Raw genomic sequence first — 24489 nt, 5'->3', positions numbered from 1 at the left:
AAGCGCCGCGCCCCCTTGGGCGCGTGCGTGCGGGAGGCAGCATGTCCAATCCGGTTTTGGTAGAAGTTCTGCGTGGCGCGGTGGTTGAAAGCGCCCATCGCGGCGCGGTTTCTGTCTTCGATGCCGACGGCAAGCCCGTCTGGGAGATCGGCGACACGACCCGACCGGTGTTTCCACGCTCGGCGGTGAAGGCGATCCAGGCGCTGCCGCTGGTCGAAAGCGGGGCTGCCGATGCCTATGGCCTCGGTGACCGTGAACTGGCGCTCGCCTGCGCCTCGCATTCGGGCGAACCGGCGCACGTCGAACTGGCGGCAGCGATGCTGGCGAAAGCCGGCTTGGACAAGTCCGCGCTCGAATGCGGCGCGCACTGGCCATCCAGCCACGATGCGACGATTGCGCTGGCGCGGGGCGGCGGCACGCCGAACGCACTGCACAACAATTGTTCCGGCAAGCATTCTGGCTTCCTGTGCACCTGCGCTCACTCGGGCATCGAGCATCGCGGCTACGTCAAGGCTGGCCATGCGCTGCAGGACATGGTGCGCGACGTCATGCAATCGGTGACCGGCGCCGCGCATGATGTCGACCATTGCGGCACGGATGGTTGCTCGATCCCCACCTATGCCGTGCCGCTGAAGAACTTCGCGCTCGGCTTTGCCCGTATGGTGACGGGCAGGGGCTTTCTGCCCGAACGCGCCAAGGCCGCGAAGCGGCTGCTCTCGGCCTGCATGGCCGAGCCGTTCCTGGTGGCCGGCACCGGCAAGGCGGATCTCGCGCTGATGCAGGCCGCCCCCGGCCGTATCTTCGTCAAGACCGGCGCCGAGGGCGTCTATTGCGCCGCTGTTCTCGAACTCGGCCTCGGCATTGCTTTGAAATGCGATGACGGCGCCGGCCGCGCCGCCGAAGTGATGATCGCGGCGGTGCTGGCAAAACTGCTGCGCAGCGACGAAGCGCTCGCGGCGAAGCTTACCCAACTCGCCCATCCGCCGATCGAAAGCCGTATCGGCGCCAAGGTCGGCACACTGCGGCCGACGGTGGCGCTCAGCTAGCGCGGACAATGCGACACGCATATGCTGCTTCCCGGGCGAGCCAGGACAGTTACCCCTTCTGAGCCATCTTCAGCGATAGCACCAAAGTCATCGGACTTTTTGGAGAAGCCTGGAAGCCATACCGCTCATAAAACGCTTTGGCTTCGTCCGATATGGCGTGAACCAAGAGACCACGAATGCCGAGAATGGCTGCCGCTTGACCGGTCCGCAGCACCGCGTCCTGCAACAAAGCGACGCCCAGGCCCTTTCCCTGCCAGCTTGCATCGACAGCCAAGCGGCCAAGTACGGCCATGGGCACGGGATCGGGCATATTACGCCGGATCGAACCGGGCGCATCCGCCAGGTCAAGTCCGCCTGATGAAAGGCAATAGTAACCAACAACGCGCGCGCTTTCTGCAATCACATAGGTTCTGGACGCCCCGCTGACTTGATTGGCGCGCGCCCGCCGTCGAAGCCATTGATCCAGGCTGTCGGTCCCGCTTTGAAAAAGGTCGAGTTCGTGACTATCGGCAAGAAGGGCTGGTGCCGATAGCATCAGTCCCGCCAAGGCTTAGGCGCATTCATCAGACGGGCAAATCCCTCGCCGCTCGGTGGCCGATCGAGGATATCGAGATAATGCTGATAGCTTTCGGCATCGACCTTGACGAGCGTCTGGTCGAGCAGCGTGTCTTCGGCTGCACGATAAGCGGCGTCGATCATGAAGTCGGAGCGGGTCTTGCCGCGTATCTTCGCGGCGCGGTCGATCAGGATGCGGACATCCTCGCGGATGCGCAGATTGACGGGCTTGGCGTGGGTATCCTGGTTTTTCGTGGCCATGCGGTGAATCCTTCCGCTATCGACATAGCATATTTGCATACACAATGTGTATCTAAATCTAAGATGCCAATTTGCGGCTAGGGAGGCAGGAAGGATTGCAATCGACTACGCCGAATCCGTGATTGTTGACAGACGAGGCCGCCGCCAAAAGTCCAGGCAGGCATTTTCGAGGCTGTGGTCTAGCTGACCTTGTTGCGCTCGACAGTGAGATGCGCGTAGCCCGTATCGGCAGATCGGGCGAGGTCGCCGGTCACCGGGTCGGCCCAGCGCTGGCCGATGATGGCGCCGTTCTTTGCGCCGTCGATGACATTGTCAGAGATGACGGCGCTGCCGGAGCCTTCGACGACGCTGACGACGATGCCGGTGCCTGCCTTGCGGATGACGTTTCCCGTCGCCACGACATTGCGCAGATAAGGTCCCCAGCCGAGCTGCATGCCGTAGAGCGGCGCGTTCTCGACCACATTGCCCGAAACCGTGGTGTCGGCCTCGGCGCTGATGCCGACGCCGAAGCCCGGTGGGTCGGCGGTATAAGGGCCGACCGTCGAAAGGTTGCGCACGATGTTGTTCGAGCATACGGCCATGCGGCCGCCCTCGTTGAAGTTGACGATCGAGATGCCGTTGGCGGCGCCGTCGACCAGATTGTTGCTGAGGATCGCGCCTTCGAAGGAGAATTCCGAATAGATCCCCGTCTCGCCGGAGCGCGCGCAGGTGTTGCCGGTGATCTGCAGGTTGCTGGAGCTGTTGGCGCGGATCGCCGTGAAGGCGCAATCCGAGACGACGTTGCCGGAGATGATGACATTGCCGGCGCGGAAGGCATTGATGCCGTTGCCGTTCTGGCCTGTGCCGCCGCTCCTCGCGCCGATGCGTTGCACGCGGTTGCCGCTGACGATGGTGCCGTCCTCCGCAGCCTGCCAGCGATGCACCAGAATGCCTCCATTGGCGCAGTCGGATACCGTGTTGCCCGAAATCTCCAGTCCGCCGGCCTCGACCGAATAGATGCCGGCATCCGCCGCGCCCGAAATATCGGAGCGGCCGACGCGGCCGGCGACATGCTCCAGCGCCATCCCGTTCTTGCCGCTGCCGGTGACCTGGCAATTGTCGATGGCGAGATGGGCGACGCGGCGCAGATCGAGCAATCCTTGCGTATAGTCGGCCAGCCAGCGGTTGCTGCCGTCGAGCACCAGTCCGCTGAGCTCGATATGTTCGGCCTGCTCGGCCATCATAAGATGGCCGTTGCCGCCATAGACGATGCGGGTTGCTCCGGGCACGCCCGACAGGCGCACCCGCGCCGGCAGCTTCAGGTTGGAGACGAGATAGGTGCCGGGCGGCAGGAACACCGGCGCGTCGCGGTCGCTGGCTTCAGCGAGCATCTTGGCGAAGGCCTTGCTCTGATCGTCCAGCGAGCCGGGTTGCACGCCGATTTCGATGGCGTTGATTGAGCCGCGCATCGCGGCCTTCTCGATGCCGGGCAGCATTTTCGCCGATGCCTTGCCGGCAAAGAGCCCGGCAACGGCGAGGCCTGCGGTCTGGGCAAGCAGCGTTCGTCTGTTCAACATCGGCACAGGTCCTGGCGTTTCGCCCGGTTCGTCGCAGGAATCGTGCCAAGGCATGCTCGCAGGCAAATCGCTTGTGCAGCAGCCTCACCAAGCCTAAGGTCGTTGAATGAGCAGAGCTTTCACGCGCGAAGAAGACAGCGAAAACGCCATCGCCGGAGTCGGCGAACGGCCGATCAGTTCGCACCGCAATCTGGTGACGGAGCGGGGCCTGGCGATCATCGAGGAGAACCTCGCCGAGCTGCGCGACCTGATGGCCAAAGCCGAAAGGCGCGGCGATCGCGAGCGCCTTGCGGTCGTGTCGCGCGACCTGCGCTACTGGACCGCGCGGCGCGAGAGCGCCGAGCTTTCCGTGCCGGAGCCGGGCAGCGACGTTGTCCGCTTTGGCATGGGCGTCACGCTGGAAGGCGACGACGGCAAGAAAGTGCATTGGCGCATCGTCGGCGAGGACGAGGCGAATCCGTCAAAAGGCAGTATCTCCCATGTCTCGCCGATGGCCGTGGCCTTGTTCGGCAAGAAGGTCGGCGAGGTCGTTGCCGTCAACGGCAAGGAATGGGAGATCGTCAAGCTCTCGGACAAGGTCGAGAATTAGTTCCTCAATACAGAAGTTTTGACCGGTTGGCTGGTGTGCGTTGGCAGATCCCATGCCTTGGCGATTGGCCGAGACGCCTATCGCGATCGTCATCCACGGGCGGAGCAAGGAGCGAAGCGACGCGCGCAGACCCGAGGATCCATGCCGTGACTTGGAAGCGCCGCGGCGGTCCAGAATTCTGCACCGTTGCACACTTCGGTCCAGGTAACGGCATGGATTCTAGGGTCTGCGCGCGTCGCTACGCTCCTTGCTCCGCCCTAGAATGACGAGTTTCGGGAGCCTTCAGCTCATCGCCAGCGTTTGCGCTGACTTATCCCGAACGGAGGTTGATAGCCTTGCCCGACAAGCCTGCAATCTTTCAAAATCACTGTGTTGAGGAACTAGCTGTTATCCAACGTTGAAAGCTTCCGCAGTGCAGCTTCGTATTTGTCCATGACATCGCGAGCGGCGTTCATTTGCCGCTTGTAGTTGTCGTGGCGGACTGGCCTTAGAATGAGGCCGTCGTCGGTCTCGATGATCTGCAGCTCATCGCCAACTTGAAGGTCCAAGCTGTCAAGCATTTCGCGTGGCAGCAGCAAGGCCCCCGATCCGTCCTCAAGCCTGTGGATGATCGTCTTAAACATCATCGCGCCATGGTTGTATCTATTTCCACAGGACAACCTTCCTGCCAAGTCAGCAAGCCCTCACTGATCGGCCAGCAACCGATCCATCAGCCGGTCTGCCGCCTGCGGGATGACGGTCCCCGGCGGGAAGATTTCCGCCGCCCCCGCCTTCAGCACCGCGTCATAGTCCTGCGGCGGGATGACGCCACCGGCGACGATCAGCATGTCGCCATGGCCGAGCTTCTTCAGCGCTTCCTTGAGCTCGGGGATCAGCGTCAGGTGCCCGGCCGCCAGCGACGACGCGCCGATGATATCGACATCGTGCTGCACTGCCAGCTTCGCGATCTCGTCCGGCGTCTGGAACATCGGCCCTACGGTGACGTCGAAGCCGAGATCGGCAAAGGCGCTGGCGATCACCTTCTGGCCGCGGTCGTGGCCGTCCTGTCCCATCTTGGCGACCAGGATGCGTGGCCTGGCGCCGGACTTCTTCTCGAACGCTTCGATCTTTTCCTTGAGCCGGTCGACCGCCGGATTGTCGCCAAGCGCGTCGCGATAGACGCCGGAGATGGTCTGCACCGTGGCCGCATGGCGGCCGAACACCTTCTCCAGCGCCAGCGAGATCTCGCCCACGGTTGCGTTGGCGCGCGCGGCGCGGATCGCGAATTCGAGCAGGTTCTCGCCGCTCTCGGCAGCGCCAGAGAGCGCCGCCAGCGCATCCTCGAGTGCCGCGACGTCGCGCGTGCCCTTCAGCCGCTGCAGCTTCGCCAACTGCCTGGCCTTCACCTCGGCATTGTCGATCTTCAGCACATCGACCTCGATATCGGCTTCCGGGCGATGCGCATTGACGCCGACCAGCACCTGCTCGCCGGAATCGATGCGCGCCTGCGTGCGCGCGGCAGCCTCCTCGATGCGCAGCTTCGGAATGCCTTTCTCGATCGCCGCCGCCATGCCGCCGAGGTTTTCGACCTCCTCGATATGGGCGAGCGCGCGGGCCGCCAGATCGTGCGTCAGGCGCTCGACATAGGCCGAGCCGCCCCACGGGTCGATCATGCGGGTGGTGCCGGATTCCTTCTGCAGGATGAGCTGCGTGTTGCGGGCAATGCGGGCCGAATGGTCGGTCGGCAGCGCCATCGCCTCGTCGAAGGAATTGGTGTGCAGCGACTGTGTGTGCCCCTGCGTCGCCGCCATCGCCTCGATCGTCGTGCGGGTGATGTTGTTGTAGGGGTCCTGCGCAGTCAGCGACCAGCCGGACGTCTGGCAATGGGTGCGCAGCGACAGCGAGCGCTCGTCCTTCGGCGCAAAATTCTTCTTCATCAGGCTCGACCACAAAAGCCGCGCGGCCCTGAGCTTGGCGACCTCCATGAAGAAGTTCATGCCGATCGCCCAGAAGAAGGAGAGACGGGGCGCGAAGCGGTCGATGTCGAGCCCGGCGGCGACGCCGGCGCGCGCATATTCGATGCCGTCGGCAATGGTGTAGGCGAGTTCGAGGTCGGCCGTCGCGCCCGCTTCCTGCATGTGATAGCCGGAGATCGAGATCGAGTTGAACTTCGGCATATGCCGCGAGGTGTAGGCGAAAATGTCCGACACGATCCGCATCGATGGCTTCGGCGGATAGATGTAGGTGTTGCGGACCATGAACTCCTTCAGGATGTCGTTCTGAATGGTCCCCGCCAGATGCTTCTCGGCGACGCCCTGTTCCTCCGCCGCCACGATGTACAACGCCATGATCGGCAGCACCGCGCCGTTCATCGTCATCGACACCGTCATTTCGTTGAGCGGGATGCCGTCGAACAGCTGGCGCATGTCGAGGATGGAATCGATCGCCACGCCCGCCATGCCGACATCGCCGGCGACGCGCGGATGGTCGCTGTCATAGCCGCGATGGGTTGCGAGGTCGAAGGCGACCGACAGCCCCTTCTGCCCGGCGGCGAGGTTGCGCCGGTAGAAGGCGTTGGATTCCTCTGCCGTCGAGAAGCCGGCATATTGCCGGATCGTCCAGGGCTGCTGGACATACATGGTCGGGTAGGGGCCGCGCACGAAAGGCGGCAGGCCGGGATAGGTGTCGAGATTGGCGAGGCCCTTGAGGTCGCCTTGGCCATAGAGATGCTTCACCGCGATGCCTTCCGGCGTCATCCGCTGGCCCTTGAGCTCGACCGGCGCGCGGCGCGGCTCCGACCAGCCGATCTGGCTGAAATCCGGGATCATGATCCGGCTCCGATCGACTGGTCGATGCGCACCGGAAAAAGCGGCTCGCACACGGCGACGCCTTCCGTCAGCGCCGGCCGGCGCTCGGCCGTCGATGTCTCGACCGGGCGTTCGCCCGTGGTGCGGTAAAGGGTCGTTCCGATGATGCCGCGTTCGCCTGCCCTGTAGGCTGCATTGCGCTTCGCGGCGGCGGTCTGCACCCGGTTCTGGATGTAGCCCTGCTGCAGGCTGTTGAGCACCCCGCCTTCGGCCTCGATGCGCTGGAACTCTTCCCAGGCCGCCGCGGCAAGCTCGTCGGTCAGCGCCTCGACCGCGCCAGCGCCGCTGGCCGGATCGGCGACATGATGGAGATGGCTTTCATGCGCCATGATCAGCTGCGCATTGCGGGCGACGCGGCGCGCGAAACCGGCGGGCAACCCATGTGCGATGGTGTGCGGCAGGATCGAGACCGAATCGGCGCCGCCGGCGGCTGCGGCGAAGGCGGCGATCGCGGTGCGCAGGATGTTGGTTTCCGGGTCGGCAACCGTCATCATGCGATAGGAGGTCTCGGCGTGGACGTTTGCCGTCGAGCCGGGGATCGAGCAAGCTTCCTGGATCCGCGCCCAGAGTTTGCGCAACGCCCGCACCTTGGCGATCGACAGGAACTGGTCCTGGTCGACGCTGAGCGCGAAGCCGATATAGGGCGCGGCATAGACCAGCGGCTGTCGCGCCTTCTCGAACATCCTGAGATAGGAGACGGCAGACGCCATCATCGTGCCGAGCTCCTGCGCCTCGGTGGCGCCGGCATTGTGGAAGACGCGGCCATCGGCTTCGAGCAGCGCGCCCGGCACGCCCATCGAGAAGAAATGCGCCAGCGATTGCGGCATCGATTCCTGCAGCGCCTCGATCGAGGTGCGCAGCCGCCCGGTTCCTGCGAAGATCGCCGCCGGGTCGATGCCGAAGGAGAGGTTGAGCTTCGTCGGATCGGACCGGCGCCGGGTCAGGAAGGCGAGCAACCAGTCGGCCACGGCGCGGCTCCACGGATGCGCGTCGATGCGCACCTGCACGCGGTTGAGCGGCACGCCGTCGAGCACTGTTTCCAGCGCCTCCGCGGTGCGCGGAAGACCGTAGCCGAAGGCGTTCGGCGCGCCCTCGAAAACCAGCGACAGGCCGGTCGCCCCCTGCGCTATATCCTCCAGCGCCTGGGCGCTGGCGCGGGCGATGTCGGGATCGTCGACGCGCTGGCTGACGATCCATGGCGACTTCGGATTGGTACGCACCAGCGGCTCGGCGGTCGTCGAGCGTTCGCTGAGCGGCTCGATGCGGATGCCGTCATCGGTGTGCGAAACGAGCTTCTCCTCGAAGGAGCCGCCGGCAAGCGCTTTTTCCGCCAGCGCCAGCCAGCGCTTGGCGTCCGGTTTCGGAAGGTCGACATCCCTGGTCAAGGCGCCGGCGCCCATCGCACTCCTCGTCTCTTGCCGCATCAGCCACCAGTCTAAAGCATGTCTCCCGAAAGTGGGAACCGGTTTCGGGATAAAAGACATGCGTAAAATCAAAAACCTAAAGCGCACGAGCGAATCTGAAAGATCGCGACGCGCTTTAAGGTCCTCGGACGGATATCACAATGCGACATCCGCCGCGGTCGCCTCGGCGGCCGCTAACCGATTGCCAAACATGCTCGAAATCCGCAAGCTTCGACAGCTCGATTTCGATGGTGGCCCAAATTCGATCATGGCATTGTCGCTCGACGATAGCGTTACTATACCTCGAATGAGGCTCGGGCTTTTTCGGCGGAACAGATTGCGGAGACCGGACATATGGCTGACGACACCAGTATCTTTATCGGCGCCAGCCGCAAGCCCGACGATTCCTACCAGCGCGCCGAGGAGCTGCTGCTGCGCTACGGCAACCGCCACGGATTGATCACCGGCGCCACCGGCACCGGCAAGACGGTCAGCCTGCAGGTCCTGGCCGAGGGCTTTTCCAACGCCGGCGTGCCGGTCTTCTGCGCCGATATCAAGGGCGATCTTTCCGGCATCGCCATGATGGGCGAGGCCAAGGATTTCCTGGTCAAGCGCGCCGAGCAGGTGAAGCTCGATCCTTACCGGTTCCAGGAATTCCCGGTCATCTTCTGGGACCTGTTCGGCGAGCAGGGCCATCCGATCCGCGCCACCATCTCGGAAATGGGGCCGCTGCTCATGTCACGGCTGATGAACCTCACCGAGGCGCAGGAAGGCGTGATGAACATCGCCTTCCGCATCGCCGACGAAGAGGGTCTGCTGCTGCTCGACCTCAAGGATCTGCAGGCGCTGCTCGCCAACATGGCCGATCGCGCCGACCAGCTCAGCGCCCGCTATGGCAATGTCACCAAACCGTCCGTCGGCGCCATCCAGCGCACGCTCCTGGTGCTGGAAAGCCAAGGTGCTGCGAACTTCTTCGGCGAGCCGGCGCTGCGCATTGCCGATCTCATGCGCACCACCCGTGACGGCCGCGGCGCGGTCAGCGTTTTGGCCGCCGACAAACTTATGATGAACCCCAGGCTCTACGCCACTTTCCTGCTCTGGCTGATGTCCGAACTGTTCGAGGAACTGCCGGAAGTCGGCGATCTCGAACGGCCGAAGCTGGTCTTCTTCTTCGACGAGGCGCATCTCTTGTTCGAGGACGCGCCGAAGGTGCTGATCGACCGCGTCGAGCAGGTGGTGCGGCTGATCCGTTCCAAGGGCGTCGGCGTCTATTTTGTCACCCAGAACCTGCTCGACATTCCGGAGAAGGTGCTGGCGCAGCTTGGCAACCGCGTCCAGCATGCGCTGCGCGCCTATACGCCGCGCGAGCAGCAGGCGGTGCGGACCGCGGCCGAGACCTTCCGGCCCAATCCCGATTTCGATTGCGCCACCGCCATCACCCAGCTTGCCACCGGCGAGGCGCTGGTCTCGATGCTGGAGGACAAGGGCGTGCCGGCCATGGTCCAGCGCACCTTGATCCGGCCGCCGTCCTCGCGGCTCGGCCCGATCACGCCGGACGAGCGCCGCAAGATCATCGCCGAGAGCCCCGTCGCCGGCCAGTACGACCAGGCGGTCGATCGCGAATCGGCCTTCGAGATGCTGCAGAAGAAGGCCAAGGAAGCGCAGGACGCCGAGGCGCAGGCGCAGCAGCAGAACAGCGGCGGCTCGCGCTGGACCATTCCGGGCTTCGACGATGTTTTGGGGACGAGCGGCAGGCGGTCTTCCAATCGCCAGACGGTGGCCGAGGCCGCGATCAAGTCGGTGGTGCGCTCGGTCGGCTCGTCCGTCGGCCGCGCCATCGTGCGCGGCATCCTGGGCAGCCTGGCCAGGGGGCGGTAGGAGTATCGGAGCCAAGCGGGCCTTGCCCTAAAGCATGTCTCCCGAAAGTGGGAACCGGTTTCGGGACAAAGACATGCGCAAAATCAAAAACCTAAAGCGCACGGAGCGAATCTGAAAGATCGCGACGCGCTTTAGTCGCCGCCGGGCCGCGCCGCCGCCGGGATTACGGCTTGACCCAGGAACCGGCACTTTCATCACCGGTACCGATGAAGACCTCCGACTTCGGATCGATGACCGGGGCGGGAACGATCTCCATTGTCGCCGGCTGCGTGGCAGGGCGAGCGGGACTCGCGGCGGCTTGCGCCGGCGTGGCGGAGGTCGCCGGGATGAATGACCTGATCGTCGTGACCGAGCCCAACACGGTCAGGATCGCCGCCATCGTCATTAGGTGTCGCTTCGTCATTGAAACCTCCTTTTGTGAAGCGATGACCACGATGACGTTGTGGCGCTGCAGAACGATTTCACCTTCGCGAAATCGCGTTACATCCGTAATGCGATGCAACGGGGCATGGGCAAGTCGTCGAGGTTAGCAGCGGCTTCGCAGAAAACGACATAGGCGTGCTCGCCGCGTTGCGCGAATCTGTATGGAACTGCATCGCGTCGGAGGTTGGCCTCGTTACCTCGCGACGATCAAATGTTACCCCACGACAACCAGACCGCATCAGCGGCTTCTAAACTTTTCGCGAGGGAACTTTTTCCCGGCGGAACCGCAATTTCGTGAAATACCGGCCGCCTCAAATCATGGCCTTTGACATGCTGTTGCCGGGGGCAAATGCGATAACGCCGACACCATGCGATCACGAACCATTGCGGCCGGGGAACCGAAAGCACCCTCTAAGGTTGAGCCAAGTCCGTGGGGGCAGGAGTCCGAATTGCGGCGCGATGATGATCTGCCGGCCTGGGTTTCGGAAATCCCTGCTGAGAGACGGCCCCAACTGAACGCGAAAGGCGGGCTGTCGATCAGTTGCACCCGGCTGGTGCAGCAATTCTTGAGCAAGAACTTTTCGCGAAAGCTTTCGCTGGCGGAGATGGCGGCGATATGCGAGCTGTCCCCCTATCATTTCGCCCGCGCTTTTTCCAAGACGTTCGGAGTGTCGCCGCATCAATACGTCCTCAATCTTCGCCTGGACTTTGCCGAAAGGCTGCTTGCCGACAGGCGCATGTCGATCACCGACATTGCCGATTTGAGCGGCTTCTCGAGCCAGAGCCACCTCACCACCACGATGAAGAAATATCGCAACGCCACCCCGCAGCAGGTACGAGCACGGCAGGGTCGATCGCGGACCAGTGAGTAAGGCGATGGCTAATTGCCTAATTTATCGGCAGGTTTATTTATGGGTCGGCTTATAAAAGGTATAACTAAAGTAATTTTGCGTTAACCCATGGATAGACTGCTGTATATTTTCAGATAAACAGCAATTTGTTGAAATACGCGATTCTGAAAACATGTCTTTCTCCAGCAAGTCCGGCTAATCCGGATTCTGAGGCGGCTGAGGGGACATGAGCGACGATACGGCCATCGGTCGAAGCCTTTCCGAGGAGATCGGCTACTGGCTGGAGTCGGCCTCGAGGACGCTCGAGAAACGCTACGGCAATGGCGTGCCGCTCGCCAAGCAGGACATCCTGCTCGCTCACTACCTCTACGGCCTCACCGCCGTGGTTCACGCGGGCGATGCGCCTGCCGTCCATCTGGCGGCGGTGCGGTCCTATCTCGGCCGGCTCATTCCGGACGAACGGGTCGCAAGAGCGCTCCAGTCTGTGCCGGAGGAGGGGGACTCCTGGCTTGAAAACACGCTCGATCGCGTCGAGGCGATCGGCGAGAAGCAGGGCCACGCGCTGCTCGCGCGCGGTGCCGAAATCGTCATTCCATTTTCGAGCAGAAACGCTTCGGCGGCAGGGTCGGCGGAACCTGCCGTGATCGAGCGCGACCCACCAAAGGAGGCATTCTCGCAATGAACTTCAGGCAAGGACGAACCATCCGGCGCGGATCGGCCGATTTCATCGGAAACTGGATGTTCGGCGCGGCCGACAGCCGCTCGCTCCGTCGCCGCCTCATGGTGGCGCTGCGCAAGGCGCATCGCGTGCTCGGCATGAAGCGCGAGCGGCTGGGGCATGGGATGCTCGGCGCTGGCGCAAGCCTCGCCTGCGTTGCATCGGCGGTGGCGTTGGCATTCACGACGCCGGCGCATGCGCAATATGCTGCGGGCGGCGGGTCCGCGACAACTCCCGACTCCATAGCGATCGGAAATAGCGCCTCCGCCACCAATGTCTGGTCGATAGCGCTTGGCACCCAGACCGTTTCGTCTGCGCAATACTCTGTCGCTATCGGCCTGAACGCGTCGGCCACGGGCACTGGCGGGGCGATGGCGCTGGGCATGGGCACGGTCTCGAGCGGAGTCAATTCGGTCGCGCTCGGCGTCGACGCCAGTGCCACCGGCGCCGGCGCCAGCGCCCTGGGCACCTTCTCAGTTGCTTCAGGAGGAAACGCCACCGCGGTCGGCGTCAGTTCCACGGCGAGCAACAACTATGCATTCGCCGGAGGCTGGGCGTCCAAAGCCAGCGGGCTGCGCAGCCTCGCGCTTGGGACTTCAGTGGTTTCGTCGGGGGTGGATTCCATTGCCCAAGGCACTTCCGCCAACGCGAGTAACCAGAATGCCATCGCGATCGGCTTCCAGTCGGTCGCGTCCGATATCAATTCCATCAATATCGGCGCACGCACTGTCGCGGGAACGGGTGCCCTTGCCCAGGGCGCCATCGCCCTTGGCACGGATGTGATGGCATCTCAACAAAACACCGTTGCCATAGGCATCCTAACCAAAGCAACCGGCACGAGCGCCACGGCGATGGGCAACACCGCCAGCGCCTGGGGTAATCAGTCCATCGCATTCGGCGTCGGCGCGCAGGCGGGCGTTCAGGCCAACACGGCCCTGCCCAACAGCATCGCGATCGGCACCAATTCGCTCTCTTCCGGCGCTTTCGCCGTCGCGATGGGCGCCACCTCAGTTGCGAGCGGCGCCGCCAGCACGGCGATTGGCAACACGGCCGTTGCCAGCGGTGCAAACTCCTCTTCGTTCGGGTCTGGAGCGAATGCGACGGCAGACAATTCCCTTGCTGCCGGCGTCAGCGCCAGCGCCAGCGGAATCGCCAGTACCGCACTCGGCATCGGCGCCAATGCGTCGGCGGCGAGCGCCATCGCTGTCGGCAACAACGCCAAGGCCAGTTCCGCCAATGCGGTCGCGATGGGCACCAATGCAGTGGCTACCGGCGGCCAGGCGGTCTCCATCGGCGCGAACAACGTGGCCTATGGCGACGGCGCGGTCTCCATCGGCGATCCGAGCTACGCCAGCGGCACCGGCGCCTTCACCGGCGGCGCCAACAACATCGCCAACAGCGACGGCACGGCGAGCGCCACCGCCGCCAACCAGGCCGCCGGCGCGGTTGCGATCGGCAACAACAACAAGGCGATCGGACAGGGCTCCGTGGCGCTGGGCAACGGCTCCACCGCGGGTGCGGCCGGCTTCGTCGGCAACGTCGCGCTGGGCAATGGCGCCCTTGCTACGGCAAGCTCCGGCGATGTCGCGCTGGGCTCGGGCTCGGTGACTGCCGCCGCGGTCGGCACGCCGAGTGCGGTGATCAACGGCACCACCTACGCCTTCCAGGGAACCACTCCGACCTCGACGGTCAGCATCGGCGCGCCCGGCGCGGAACGCACGCTCACCAATCTAGCGGCGGGGCGGATCAGCGGGTCCTCGACCGACGCGGTCAACGGCTCGCAGCTCTTCGCGACCAACCAGGCCGTCGACAGTCTCGCCAGTACGATCACCAACATCAACAATGGCGGCGGCATCAAATATTTCCACGCCAATTCCACGCTGGCGGATTCCCAAGCGCTGGGAACGGATTCGGTCGCGATCGGCCCCAATGCCGTGGCGACCAATGCCGGCGACGTTGCGATCGGCCTGAATTCGGTGTCGGGCACTACGACCGCGGTCGGCGGCACGACGATCGGCGGCGTGAACTACACCTTCGCGGGCGGGACGCCGGCCGGTGCCTTCTCCGTCGGTTCGTTGGGCGCGGAGCGCCAGATCCAGAACGTCGCGGCCGGACAGTTGAGCGGCTCCTCGACCGATGCCGTCAACGGCTCGCAGCTCTTCGCCACCAATCAGCAGGTGACGCAAAACACCACCGACATCGCCGCCAACACCGCCGACATCACCACTCTCGGCAATACGATCAACAATTTTGCCGGCGACACCTCGACCGCCTACACCGACGCCAATGGCGACGGCATCCGCTATGTGCGTACCAACGACAGCACGCTGCCCGTCACGGATGCCTTCGCGCAAGGGGTAGGCTCCTCCGCGCTCGGCTATCAGGCAACGGCGTCCGCCGGCGATTCGCTGGCGCTCGGCCGGGGCACCCAGGCCACGATCCTTGGCGGCGTTGCGCTCGGCGCCGGCTCCGTCTCGGATCGCGCGGTAGCACCGGTATCAGGATCGATCCTCTCCGGCACCGGCCTCATTCCCTACAACACCACGGACATGACGCTTCTCGGCGCCGTCTCGGTGGGCACCTCCACCGCCTACCGCCAGATCATCAACGTGGCCGACGGCACGCAGGATCAGGACGCCGTCACGCTTCGCCAGCTGAAGGGCGCGCTGAGCTCCTTCGCGGTGACGGGGACGATGTACTTCCACGCCAATTCGACGGCTTCGGACTCGCTTGCGGTCGGCGCCGAATCGGTGGCGATCGGTCCGCGCACGACCGTCAACGGCGACAACGGCATCGGCATGGGCAACGGCGCCATCGTCCAGCAGACCGCGCCGGGCGGCATCGCCATCGGCCAGACGGCGACCGTCAACCAGGCCGACAGCATCGCCCTCGGCACCAACTCGACCGCCAATGGCGCCCAGTCCATGGCGCTCGGCGCCGGCGCCACCGCCAATGAGCCCGGCAGTGTCGCGCTCGGCGCGGGTTCGACGACGGCTGCGGCGGTCGCCACCACCGGCACGACGATCAACGGCGTCGCCTACACCTTCGCCGGCACCACGCCGACGAGCACCGTGAGCGTGGGCGACGTCGGCAAGGAGCGCACCGTCACCAATGTGGCGGCGGGGCGGATCAGCCAGACTTCGACTGACGCCATCAACGGCAGCCAGCTCTATGCGACGAACCAGGCTGTCGAAGCGGTGCAGGGAAGCGTCGGCGACCTGAACGAGTTCGCGATCCAGTATGACAAGAATGGGGACGGCTCGAAGTCGAACTCGGTGACGCTTGTCGGCGGCGACGTGAATGCGCCTGTCGTCATCCACAATGTCGGCGCCGGCACCGCCGACACCGATGCGGTCAACGTCAAGCAGCTCAATGACGGGCTGGCGCTCAACCTGACGGACTCCAAGACCTACACCAACCAGGTGGCGGCCACGACGCTGCAGCAGGCCAATGCCTATGCCGACTCCAAGCTCAGCCAGCTCAACATGGACATGGGCGAGGTTCGGAGCGAGGCGCGCCAGGCGGCCGCGATCGGCCTGGCGGCCGCTTCGCTGCGCTACGACGACCGTCCGGGCAAGCTCAGCGTCGCGGCCGGCGGCGGCTATTGGCGCGGCGAGGGAGCCGTCGCCTTTGGCGCCGGCTACACCAGCGAGGACGGCAGAGCCCGGGCAAATGTGTCCGGCACGACGGCGGGCGGCCACTGGGGTGTCGGCGCCGGCGTCAGCTTTACCATCAACTAGAGCATGATCCCGGAAAGTGTGTAGCGGTTTGCGGAAAGATCATGCGCAAACAAGAAGTCCGTTCATGACCAGGTACGTGGTCTCTGCCATCGCGATGACCTTGACCTGCCTGCTCCTGTCCGGCCCGCGCGCGGTTGGACAGGAGGCGGTCCCGTCTGCCTATAGGATAAAGCCTTCGGAAGTCGCGGTGCCTGCGAACGTGAAGCTTGGCCAATATCAACGGACCACGCGTCCGTTCGAGAACTGGACGCTGATCTGCGATGAGAACCTGCAGGCCAGGAAGAAAGTGTGCAACATCAGCCAGTCCTTCATCGACCAGGGCCAGGCGCTGATCTTCAGCTGGTCGCTGGCGGCCGACGAGAAGGGCAAGCCCTTCATGATATTGCGAACCCCCAGCCAGACTGGCGCGGGCAGCAAGCTTTCGCTGAAATTTGCCGGCCGCAAACAGCCGGTGGACGTTCAGCTGCAGGGCTGCGACGCGTCGGTCTGTGTCGGCTATGTGCCCGTGGGTCCCGTGCTGCGCGGAGAGATCGGCAAAGAGACCACCGTCCAGGTTTCCTATTCCCTGCCGTCGGGAGCGACCGTCAGTCTCGATGCGCCGTTCAAGGGGCTCAAGACCGCGCTGTCGGCCATCAACTAGAAAGACTTGAGAGATGACACGCCAATCCATCGAGGACAGAATCCTGACGCGCTCCCAGCCCGTTCCGCTGCCGGAGCCGCCGGCAAGCCCGCCGCCGGGGCGTTCGTCCATCGGTCGGCTGGTGCGAAACACGGCGCTGCTCGGCGCGTTCGCCGTGCTGGTCGCGGCGGCGGTCGTCCTGTCGTTCCGCTTCTCACCCGCGCTCGGGACGCTCGTCGCTGGCACGGCATCGGCACAGGCGCAAGCGCCTGCCGCCCAAGGCAAGCCCACAGAAGCCAAGCCCGCCGAGACCAAGCCCGCGCCAGCGGATGGCGCGGCGAGCAAGAACCCGTTTCAGGCGCATGTGAGCCAGGCAGGCGTCCGCACCTGCGCCAATCTCTTTGCCACGCTCGGACAGGCTCTGACCGCGGGATCGACCTATGCGGTGCAGACGCAGTGGGACAACACGTCGCCCGATACGCATGCCGTGCAGGCAGTCGCCGGGATGAGCTATGACCTGCCGGACTATAAGACGCAGGCAGCCGGCGTCGTCTTTGCCTCGCCCGTCGGCCAGACCTGCGAGGGCGGCTTCGTGCGGGTGGCGCCTTTCCAGAAGTCTTGCCAGGAAGTCGCCGGAACGCTCCCGAAGGGCAGCGTCCTGGCGGACAATCTTTCGAACACGATGCTCTTCAACCTGGCCAACAATGGCGGCCAGGCCCTTTTGGTCCCCACCGGCAACACCTGCATCGTGGTCTCGGTCGCCCGCATGGGCGGCTAGAGAGCCGCGGTGGATTGTCGGATAGCTACAACCTGGAGCACGAAAATGCTGATCAATCACCGCCTTTCGTTTCCGCTGCTTGCGGCCTTGGTTGGGCTTACGATTGCGGGCCATGCGGCGGACCTGGTGGCGCCGCCGCCGGCGCCGACAGGCGAGGAAAAGGGCATCTGGGGCGCGATCGCCTATTCGCCGGATGACGGCCGTCACGGCTTCTTCTGGGGCGCTGACAAGCGCGACGAGGCGGAGGACATTGCGCTCAAGCATTGCGAGAATGCCGATGGCGCCGGCTGCAGGGTGGTCGAGGTGTTCCGCAACCATCGCCATTGGGACGATGACGACGGCACCGGCTTTCCCTACGAGCACTGCGCGGCCCTCTCGGTCGGCAAGAGCCGTGGCGCGGCAACCCCGTTCTGGGCTGCCGCGTCGGCCACGACCCGCCGCGAAGCGGAGGACAAGGCCACGGCGCAATGCGGAGGCGAGGGGAAGGAGTGCAAGATCCGCGAATGGGTCTGCACCTGACAACGGATGCCCACCCGCCCCGGCAGATCCGTCTGAGGGATGTTCAAGGCAGCCGCTCTCGCGCCTGCGACTGCCGCGCTTGATCCGCGCTCCAGGCGCTGATCGCCTGGACGGCGCCCAGCCACAGCAAAGGCACGATTTCGATGACCACCCGGTGCTCCACCAGACGCCCGAACAGCACGGTGGACAAGAGAAACGGTATGCCGAACAACAGCAGCGTCCGTTTCAGCACCGGGTCGAGATACCGGTGCAGCAGCAGAATGGGCAGGTAAAGACCGGCGCCGAAGCGAGCGAGATAGGTCAACAGATAGAGGGGATTGGTGAACAGCCCGAGATTATCCGTCAGATGGATCTCGTAGTTGGTCCCCGGGATGCTGGCATAGGGATTGGGGAGACCCGGAACGAACCATCTGATGGCGGCCTGGATCACGACGAAAATGATCACCTGCGCCGCCAGCACCGTCGCAATTGTGCGGCGCTCGAGCACCCCCCAGCACACGGCAAGGAAGGCCGGCAGCAAGAACATGGTGGTCTCGCGGTTCACGGTGGCAAGCGCGAACAGGCCGAGATAGGCCATCAACCTGCCTGTTTCGGGCGCCTGGACGAAGCGTGCGAGACAGAGCACGAGCGCCAGCGTGAAGACCGCCGCCGGCAGGTCGTAGACATAGCGGAAAAACGGTACCGTCTGCCATTTCCCCAATTCAAGGACGCCGCCGTCGACCCCCAATATCGAGTGGACTTCAAGGTCGGGCACGATCAGATGCAGCGCAACCGGAACCGTGATCGTCAGCGCCAGAATCCCGCTGACGAGATCCGAGGTCTCGATGCGGAACACCCGAAGCGCTTGACGCGCCACGACGACCAGCAGCATCCAGGCGGCGACTTCGGCCGCGGCGAACAAGAGGTCCACATCGAACCAGGGCGTGACGCGCATGATCGCGTGGACGATGAGCGGCAGCAGCACCCGGCCCTGAAATGGCGCCGCCGCGATGAAGTCGGCCATTAGGGCCGGACTGGCGATCCACCAGACGGTCGTCGAAGCATAGTGGAACGTGGTGAGCAGGACCGCGTAGCACAGCAACGCCACGAACCACGCCAGCCGCATGACGCGGGTACTGGTGCCGATCGACGCGTTTGTTGAGACTGCCAGGACCACGGGCACCTCCGGGATTTGTCGATTGTTTGGCCCGCCCACGGAAATCAGCCCGATTTTCACCAACCCCTATCGCGAGGGTGGGTTCAATCACTCATCCGGACCAAGAGTCGCATTCTGTGAGGGAGAAGAGGCCGCTGTACGAAATTGAAGGAGCTAGGGCCCTGCACAATTTCTCAAGGCAGCACCGAGGCGGCCTGCCGATTATCTCTCGCGTGTGCTTCGTTCCACAGTTGCTCACAGCTTCCACGCAGAAAAAAATCAATAATAATCAATAGTTTATGTACTATGCCACCTAAAATTCAGGATTGAAGTGATCTCACTCGATGCTGTCGCAATTCCGCCATGTGATCACAATATGTGACAATCCGACTTGGGTCGTGACCAACAAAGGGGCGTTGCGTGGGGCGGGTTTTTTGGCTCGTTTTCTTGAATCTGTCGTGTCTGGGCATTCTATTAAATCTTCCTCCAGCTGATCCGCGTGGCTCCACGCTAGCGGCGTCTGCCGCGCCGATTCAGCCGCCGGCTACGTCGCCGGAAGAGGCCTCGAAAGCTCCCGCCGCAGTCGGTTCGGCCAAAGAGGACGTCATGCCTTTGCGCGTGCTCGGCACCGAGATGATGAATCAGGTCACCGGCAAGAATTCCCGGAACGACACGGCTGCGCGCTGGGGCGTTTACGGGACCGACCTCGGTCACATGTTCTGGCATCGGAACCAGCTCTATATGGTCTTCGGCGATACTTTCGGGCGAGGTGGCTTCGGCGGCAGCAACTGGCGCAGCAACGTCATGGCCCGGATCGCCGACCCGGACCCGCGCCACGGCTTTCCGTTCGAATCCATGGTCACTGGGCCGGACGGCGCAGCGAAAGAGCTGATCCGCTCCCGCAAGATCGACGGCGACGAGAAAACCGTCATCCCGACCCAGGGCATTTCGCTTGGGGGGCGCATATATCTCCACTACATGTCAGTCAGGCATTGGGGTTTGACGGGCGGCAACTGGACGGTCGGCCATTCGGGCCTCGCCTATTCCGATGACGACGGACAGACATGGGCGACGCCGGCCGGGGCTACATGGCGCGAGGCCTGCGGTTTCGAGCAGGTTGCGTTCGTCACGGCGGACGGCTTTCTCTACAGCTTCGGCATCCCTGAAGGGCGCTTCGGCGGCGTGCGGCTGCGCCGGGTGGCGCGTGAGCATATCCTCACGCCCGATGCCTATGAATACTGGGACGGCACGAAGTGGGAGGCCGATCCGAAATCCGCGACGGTCGTCGTGCCTGCGCCGGCGGGCGAGCTCTCCGTCGCCTGGAGCGAGCCTCACCGCCGTTGGCTGATGATGTATCTCGATGAGAACCGGCGAGCCGTGGTGCTGCGCACCGCCCCGGCGCTGACCGGCCCCTGGAGCGATGCCCAGGTGGTGTTGACCGCGGATCAATATCCGGGTCTCTACGCGCCCTACATCGTGCCGGGGACCGAGATCGATGGCGATCTCTACTACACGATGTCCCAATGGGGGCCCTATAACGTCTTCCTGATGCATACGAGCCTCGAGCCGGCCGCCCCGGCTGTCGTCTCGGACGACGGTCCGGTCGCGCCGGCGGGCACCCCGGTGACGCCGGTCAGTGCCGCGAATTGACCCGGCCGGCCCGCTCCTTGTGGACTTTTGCGCGCGATGCCGACAGTGCGGCGGTAAGGGTACCTGGCCGCGTGACCTTCTTCGCACGGTGAAGTCTGTCCGGTTCACGAATGTGTTAGGACGGGCAGCGCACGGCGTGTGGATCCTCGGTAACAGAGCATATCAACTTATTAAAATCGATAACTTTTCCGGCCTGAACCATGGGGCGCGCCCAGGCTTGGGTGGTCGGCCGATGACCGGGCGCTAGATGTAAAGCCGGAACCGGACCGCGGCGGGCGGCATTCAGTATCGTCGCTTGTTGTCCACGCCGGATTGTCAAGCTCTTGGGATCGGGGGGCAGCGAGGATCGCTGTGGACGATCCAGGAGACATCGTAAACGGACGAACCCGTCCTTGCGCTCTCCCTGGTCAAGCCATCCTCAAATTAAGGAGGCCAAGGTATGAGGAGGTTCATCGCCTCGATCTGCTTCGTGTTGGCACTGACCGTTCCGACAGTTGCTTTCGCCTATGTCGGACCGGGAGCAGGCCTGGGTCTGCTAGGCGCCCTCTGGGCGCTCATCGCCGCGCTGGCAACGGCTCTTTCGTTCATCATCGCCTGGCCGTTTCGCAAGGCGTTGAAGCGCAGGCGTGCCTCGCGCGGGATGGAGCCGGCTGAAAAGCGCGCCGATCCCGCCCACCGGAACGAACGCGAAGGCTCGCGCGACGAAACCGGTCGCTGAGGCGGTCCGATGGGTCTCCTGGACATGCTCTCGCCGGTCCTCTCGGCGCTGGACAATTGGCTTACGCCCGTCCTGCCGTCATCGGCCAGGCTGGTGCTCTGGGCAGCGCTTGGGGCTTTTCTTTGCATGGAGCTATATCGGGTTCTCTCGCCGCAAAAGCGTATTGCGGAGATCAAGCTGGCTTATGCGCGGACACAGCAGAGCGTCGCCGACTTCGAAGGCGAGTTCCAGGAAGCCTGGCCCCTTCTTCGCCGGATGCTGGCGCTGGCGCTGCGACGCGTGGCGCTGGTGTTTCCGGCAACCATCGCCGCTTCGCTGCCTTTGCTGCTCATCGTCGTCTGGCTCGACAGCCGCTACGGTGACGTCTACCCGCCGCCGGACGCCTCGGTTGGCGTCAAGGTGTCCGGCGACTTCAAGGGACGCTGGGTGAACGGCAGCAATGGCGTGCCGCACGCGCAGATCGTCGACCGGGCAGGCTCGGCAATCGCCGACGTGCCGGTGACACAGGCGGTTTCGGTCATCCAGAAATGGCGCTGGTGGAACGTGTTGATCGGCAATCCCGCCGGCTATCTGCCGGAGGACTTGCCGTTCGACAGGATCGACCTTGGGCTGCCGCGGCAGCAGGTTCTTGGCGTCGGTCCTGCCTGGCTGCGCGGCTGGGAAGGCATCTTCTTCGCGGCGACGATCCTCGTTGCCCTGATGCTCAAGAGCGTGCGCGGCATCGCATGACCGGGACCAGGCGCACGACCAAGCGACGCGGCCGGGCGGCGAGCCTGGAAGTCGATGCCTGGACGGACGCGATCGGCCGGCTCCTGGAGCGCTTTCCGCGTTTCTGGATCAAGGTGGGGAACTGGGAAACGCGGCTGCTTGCCGAGCAGCTCGATCATACCAGCGTGAGCCGGCCGATCTATATTGCCGGCCTTGCCCGATCGGGCAGCACCATCCTGCTCGAATTGCTTGCCAGCCATCCCGACACGGCGAGCCATCGCTATCGCGATTTTCCCCTGGTGCCTGCGCTTATGGCGTGGAACTGGTTCGTCGACCGCGCCGGGCGCACGGAGCAGCTTGCCGTCGAGCGTGCGCATCGCGACCGCATCAAGGTGACGCCGGAGAGCCCCGAGGCCTTGGAGGAGATCGTCTGGATGGCGTTCTTCTCGAAGCTGCACGATCCGTCGACGAATGCGGTCCTGGACGAAGCTGCGCGCCATCCCTGCTTCGAAGCCTTTTACCGGGATCATATCCGCAAGCTGCTCCTGCTGCGCGACGCCAGCCGCTATCTCGCCAAGGGCAACTACAATGTCACGCGCTTGCGCTATCTGAGGAAACTGTTTCCCGACGCCCGCTTCATCGTGCCCATCCGCGACCCGACCTGGCACATCGCATCGCTGATGAAGCAGCACAGGCTTTTTTCCGACGCGGAGGGCAAGGACCGGCGGGTTGTCAGCCACATGCGGCGCAGCGGACATTTCGAGTTCGGATTGAACCGTGTACCGGTCAATGTCGATGGCAGCAGGACGTCCGGCGAGATCGTCAGGCTCTGGAAAAGCGGCAGGGATGTCGCGGGATGGGCGGCCTACTGGGCCTCGGTCTACGGCTATGTGGCGGCGGTGCTGGATGATCCGGCCATGGCCGGGAGCATTCTCGTCGTCCGCTACGAGGATCTTTGCAGCGATCCCGCCGCAACGCTCTCGACGATACTCGACCACTGCGAGCTTGATGACCGCGGGCTTGCGCAGGCGGCGCGAGCGACCGTCAGCTTCCCGGCCTATTACGAACCATCGTTCACACAAGCCGAGCGCAACGAGATCCGCAGCCGCACGGCGGCAGTGGCTGGGCGCTTCGGATATGGATAAGCGCAAGGGAATGCCGATGGAGAAAATCGGATCCACACTCTTCGTGTTGATGATCGCCTTCCTCGCCTTCGTGGCGGGGGCGATGGCGGTCTTCGGCCGGGTATATCCGTCGGAATTTCTTCGCGACGCCTATCGGGCTGGCGAAGCCCTGGTCCTGCAGCGGCAAATCATCGAAAATCCCGTTCTGGCCAATCTTTACCAGCCGGCCCGCACCCCGGCCCGCGGCGTCACCATCTATGACCCGAAGCGTGCCGCACCTGGATACACGCTCTACACGTCCGGAGACGACAATGTGGCGCGTCTCATCGCGATGGACGGGCGCGTGGTGCACGAGTGGCGACGCCCGTTCAGCGACGTCGCCAAGAACGGCGCATTCGGCAGGAAGGCGCAGCCCGATTCGCTCGTCTATATGGACAGGGCCGTCGTCTTTCCGAACGGCGATCTTCTGGTCATCTATATTTCGTCCGCCGATACCCCCTGGGGCTACGGCATGGTCAAGCTCGACAAGGATTCCAATGTGATCTGGAGCTACCTTGCTCCCGTCCATCACGACCTTGCCGTCGCGCCGGACAATCGCATCTACACGCTCGCCAACGAATTCGACTTCAACCCAGTTGGAGCAGCACCGCAGCTCGACCGCCCCCACCTCAAGGATTTCGTGGTCGTTCTCTCGCCGGACGGAAAGGAGATCCGGAAAGTATCGCTGACGGACGCCTTCCTGCGCTCACCCTATTTCTCGCTTATGGCGATCCTTCCCTATTTCGCTCTCGCCGATCCGCTCCATCCCAACACGGTCGAATATGTCGACGCCGACAAGGCGAAGAACTTTCCGTTCGCCGAGCAGGGCGACGTGCTGGTTTCCTTCCGCGACATGTCGCTCATCGCGGTCCTTTCCATGAAGACCGGCGAGATCACATGGGCGACGCGCGGCCCGTGGCTCGGACAGCACGACCCGAGGATCCTGCCGAACGGCGATATTCTGCTTTTCGACAATCTCGGCGGCATCAGGCACGGCAACAATTCAAGGGTGATCGAGTACGACCCGCGCACATCGAGCGTGAAATGGAGCTATGCTGGCAGCGCCCAGCATCCGTTCTCCAGCGCGCTGCGCTCCGATGCCCAGCGCCTTGGCAATGGCAACACGCTGATCACCGAATCCGACGGCGGCCGCATTTTCGAAGTGACACCCGCGGGTGATCTCGTCTGGGAGTTCGTCAATCCGATCCGTCGAGGCCTCCAGGACGAGCTTATTCCGATCGTCAACGGCGGCGAGCGGATCGATCCCGCGATGTTCGAGCCCGCGTTTCGCAAAACGCTCGAAGAGGAACCGCGCCAGGCATCACGCTAAGGT

The 24489-nt window shown here is 63.9% G+C and carries 22 protein-coding genes; 14 read left to right on the top strand and 8 right to left on the bottom strand.

Annotation, left to right across the window (positions count from 1 at the left end):
* The first annotated feature begins 41 nt into the window (after positions 1-41).
* A complete protein-coding gene (locus tag EJ071_RS31425) occupies positions 42-1046 on the top strand; it encodes an asparaginase (RefSeq protein ID WP_126101322.1) in 1005 nt (334 codons plus the stop codon).
* A gap of 49 nt (positions 1047-1095) precedes the next feature.
* Here EJ071_RS31425 and EJ071_RS31420 read toward each other — a convergent pair whose 3' ends face one another.
* The 3 genes from EJ071_RS31420 to EJ071_RS31410 form a co-directional block, all read right to left on the bottom strand.
* Complete coding sequence (locus tag EJ071_RS31420) at positions 1096-1581, bottom strand: GNAT family N-acetyltransferase (RefSeq protein ID WP_126101321.1); 486 nt, start codon at positions 1579-1581, stop codon at positions 1096-1098.
* Positions 1581-1862: a DUF1778 domain-containing protein gene (locus EJ071_RS31415; RefSeq protein ID WP_126101320.1), complete on the bottom strand. Its 282-nt coding sequence runs from the start codon at positions 1860-1862 to the stop codon at positions 1581-1583. Before EJ071_RS31415 ends, EJ071_RS31420 begins: the two co-directional genes overlap by 1 nt.
* Before the next feature lie 179 nt (positions 1863-2041).
* On the bottom strand, positions 2042-3418 hold the full coding sequence (locus EJ071_RS31410) for a TIGR03808 family TAT-translocated repetitive protein (protein ID WP_126101319.1): 1377 nt from the start codon (positions 3416-3418) through the stop codon (positions 2042-2044).
* Between the two features lie 106 nt (positions 3419-3524).
* Between EJ071_RS31410 and greA the strand changes: the two genes are divergently transcribed.
* Positions 3525-4007, top strand: coding sequence for a transcription elongation factor GreA (gene greA / locus EJ071_RS31405; protein ID WP_126101318.1), 483 nt, complete (start codon positions 3525-3527; stop codon positions 4005-4007).
* Positions 4008-4387: 380 nt separating this feature from the next.
* Here the strand turns inward: greA and EJ071_RS31400 are convergent, their stop codons facing one another.
* Genes EJ071_RS31400 through EJ071_RS31390 form a run of 3 tightly spaced genes read right to left on the bottom strand, consistent with a single transcriptional unit; the run spans position 4388 to position 8253 of the window.
* Positions 4388-4633, bottom strand: coding sequence for an AbrB/MazE/SpoVT family DNA-binding domain-containing protein (locus EJ071_RS31400; RefSeq protein WP_245460043.1), 246 nt, complete (start codon positions 4631-4633; stop codon positions 4388-4390).
* Between the two features lie 57 nt (positions 4634-4690).
* Positions 4691-6814 carry a methylmalonyl-CoA mutase gene (scpA, locus tag EJ071_RS31395; RefSeq protein ID WP_126101317.1) on the bottom strand — a complete coding sequence of 708 codons (2124 nt, stop codon included), beginning with the start codon at positions 6812-6814 and terminating at the stop codon, positions 4691-4693.
* A complete protein-coding gene (locus EJ071_RS31390; RefSeq protein ID WP_126101316.1) occupies positions 6811-8253 on the bottom strand; it encodes a methylmalonyl-CoA mutase subunit beta in 1443 nt (480 codons plus the stop codon). The genes scpA and EJ071_RS31390 overlap by 4 nt, the downstream gene beginning before the upstream one ends.
* Before the next feature lie 357 nt (positions 8254-8610).
* Here EJ071_RS31390 and EJ071_RS31385 point away from each other — a divergent pair, with 357 nt between their 5' ends.
* A complete protein-coding gene (locus tag EJ071_RS31385; protein ID WP_126101315.1) occupies positions 8611-10134 on the top strand; it encodes a helicase HerA-like C-terminal domain-containing protein in 1524 nt (507 codons plus the stop codon).
* A gap of 163 nt (positions 10135-10297) precedes the next feature.
* Here EJ071_RS31385 and EJ071_RS31380 read toward each other — a convergent pair whose 3' ends face one another.
* The gene (locus tag EJ071_RS31380) at positions 10298-10537 is read right to left on the bottom strand and encodes a hypothetical protein (protein ID WP_126101314.1); all 240 of its coding nucleotides are present in this window, start codon (positions 10535-10537) and stop codon (positions 10298-10300) included.
* Between the two features lie 469 nt (positions 10538-11006).
* Between EJ071_RS31380 and EJ071_RS31375 the strand changes: the two genes are divergently transcribed.
* From EJ071_RS31375 to EJ071_RS31350, 6 genes are all read left to right on the top strand, one after another.
* Positions 11007-11429 carry an AraC family transcriptional regulator gene (locus tag EJ071_RS31375; protein WP_245460042.1) on the top strand — a complete coding sequence of 141 codons (423 nt, stop codon included), beginning with the start codon at positions 11007-11009 and terminating at the stop codon, positions 11427-11429.
* A gap of 205 nt (positions 11430-11634) precedes the next feature.
* Entirely contained in the window at positions 11635-12090 is a 456-nt protein-coding gene (locus EJ071_RS31370) for a hypothetical protein (protein ID WP_126101312.1), read from the top strand.
* Complete coding sequence (locus tag EJ071_RS31365) at positions 12087-15866, top strand: YadA-like family protein (protein ID WP_126101311.1); 3780 nt, start codon at positions 12087-12089, stop codon at positions 15864-15866. Before EJ071_RS31370 ends, EJ071_RS31365 begins: the two co-directional genes overlap by 4 nt.
* Before the next feature lie 64 nt (positions 15867-15930).
* Complete coding sequence (locus EJ071_RS31360; protein WP_126101310.1) at positions 15931-16506, top strand: invasion associated locus B family protein; 576 nt, start codon at positions 15931-15933, stop codon at positions 16504-16506.
* 13 nt (positions 16507-16519) lie between these two features.
* Positions 16520-17263 (top strand): hypothetical protein, encoded by a 744-nt coding sequence (locus EJ071_RS31355; protein WP_126101309.1) that lies wholly within the window; start codon positions 16520-16522, stop codon positions 17261-17263.
* 45 nt (positions 17264-17308) lie between these two features.
* Positions 17309-17782, top strand: a complete 474-nt coding sequence (locus tag EJ071_RS31350) for a DUF4189 domain-containing protein (RefSeq protein WP_126101308.1) — start codon at positions 17309-17311, stop codon at positions 17780-17782.
* A 43-nt stretch (positions 17783-17825) separates the two neighbouring features.
* On the opposite strand, the gene EJ071_RS31345 is transcribed toward EJ071_RS31350, so the two are convergent.
* Complete coding sequence (locus tag EJ071_RS31345) at positions 17826-18998, bottom strand: hypothetical protein (protein WP_126101307.1); 1173 nt, start codon at positions 18996-18998, stop codon at positions 17826-17828.
* Positions 18999-19523: 525 nt separating this feature from the next.
* Between EJ071_RS31345 and EJ071_RS31340 the strand changes: the two genes are divergently transcribed.
* From EJ071_RS31340 to EJ071_RS31320, 5 genes are all read left to right on the top strand, one after another.
* Positions 19524-20567, top strand: coding sequence for a DUF4185 domain-containing protein (locus tag EJ071_RS31340; protein WP_126101306.1), 1044 nt, complete (start codon positions 19524-19526; stop codon positions 20565-20567).
* Positions 20568-21006: 439 nt separating this feature from the next.
* Positions 21007-21285 carry a hypothetical protein gene (locus tag EJ071_RS31335; protein ID WP_189521302.1) on the top strand — a complete coding sequence of 93 codons (279 nt, stop codon included), beginning with the start codon at positions 21007-21009 and terminating at the stop codon, positions 21283-21285.
* A gap of 9 nt (positions 21286-21294) precedes the next feature.
* A complete protein-coding gene (locus EJ071_RS31330; RefSeq protein WP_126101305.1) occupies positions 21295-22014 on the top strand; it encodes a hypothetical protein in 720 nt (239 codons plus the stop codon).
* Positions 22011-23138 carry a sulfotransferase gene (locus EJ071_RS31325; protein ID WP_126101304.1) on the top strand — a complete coding sequence of 376 codons (1128 nt, stop codon included), beginning with the start codon at positions 22011-22013 and terminating at the stop codon, positions 23136-23138. Before EJ071_RS31330 ends, EJ071_RS31325 begins: the two co-directional genes overlap by 4 nt.
* 16 nt (positions 23139-23154) lie before the next feature.
* Positions 23155-24486 carry an arylsulfotransferase family protein gene (locus tag EJ071_RS31320; protein WP_189521301.1) on the top strand — a complete coding sequence of 444 codons (1332 nt, stop codon included), beginning with the start codon at positions 23155-23157 and terminating at the stop codon, positions 24484-24486.
* Positions 24487-24489: the final 3 nt, after the last annotated feature.

Origin of the sequence: Mesorhizobium sp. M1B.F.Ca.ET.045.04.1.1, from assembly GCF_003952465.1 — a bacterium.
GTDB classification, from domain to species: Bacteria; Pseudomonadota; Alphaproteobacteria; order Rhizobiales; family Rhizobiaceae; genus Mesorhizobium; species Mesorhizobium shonense.
This window is presented reverse-complemented; position numbering and strand designations above follow the sequence as displayed.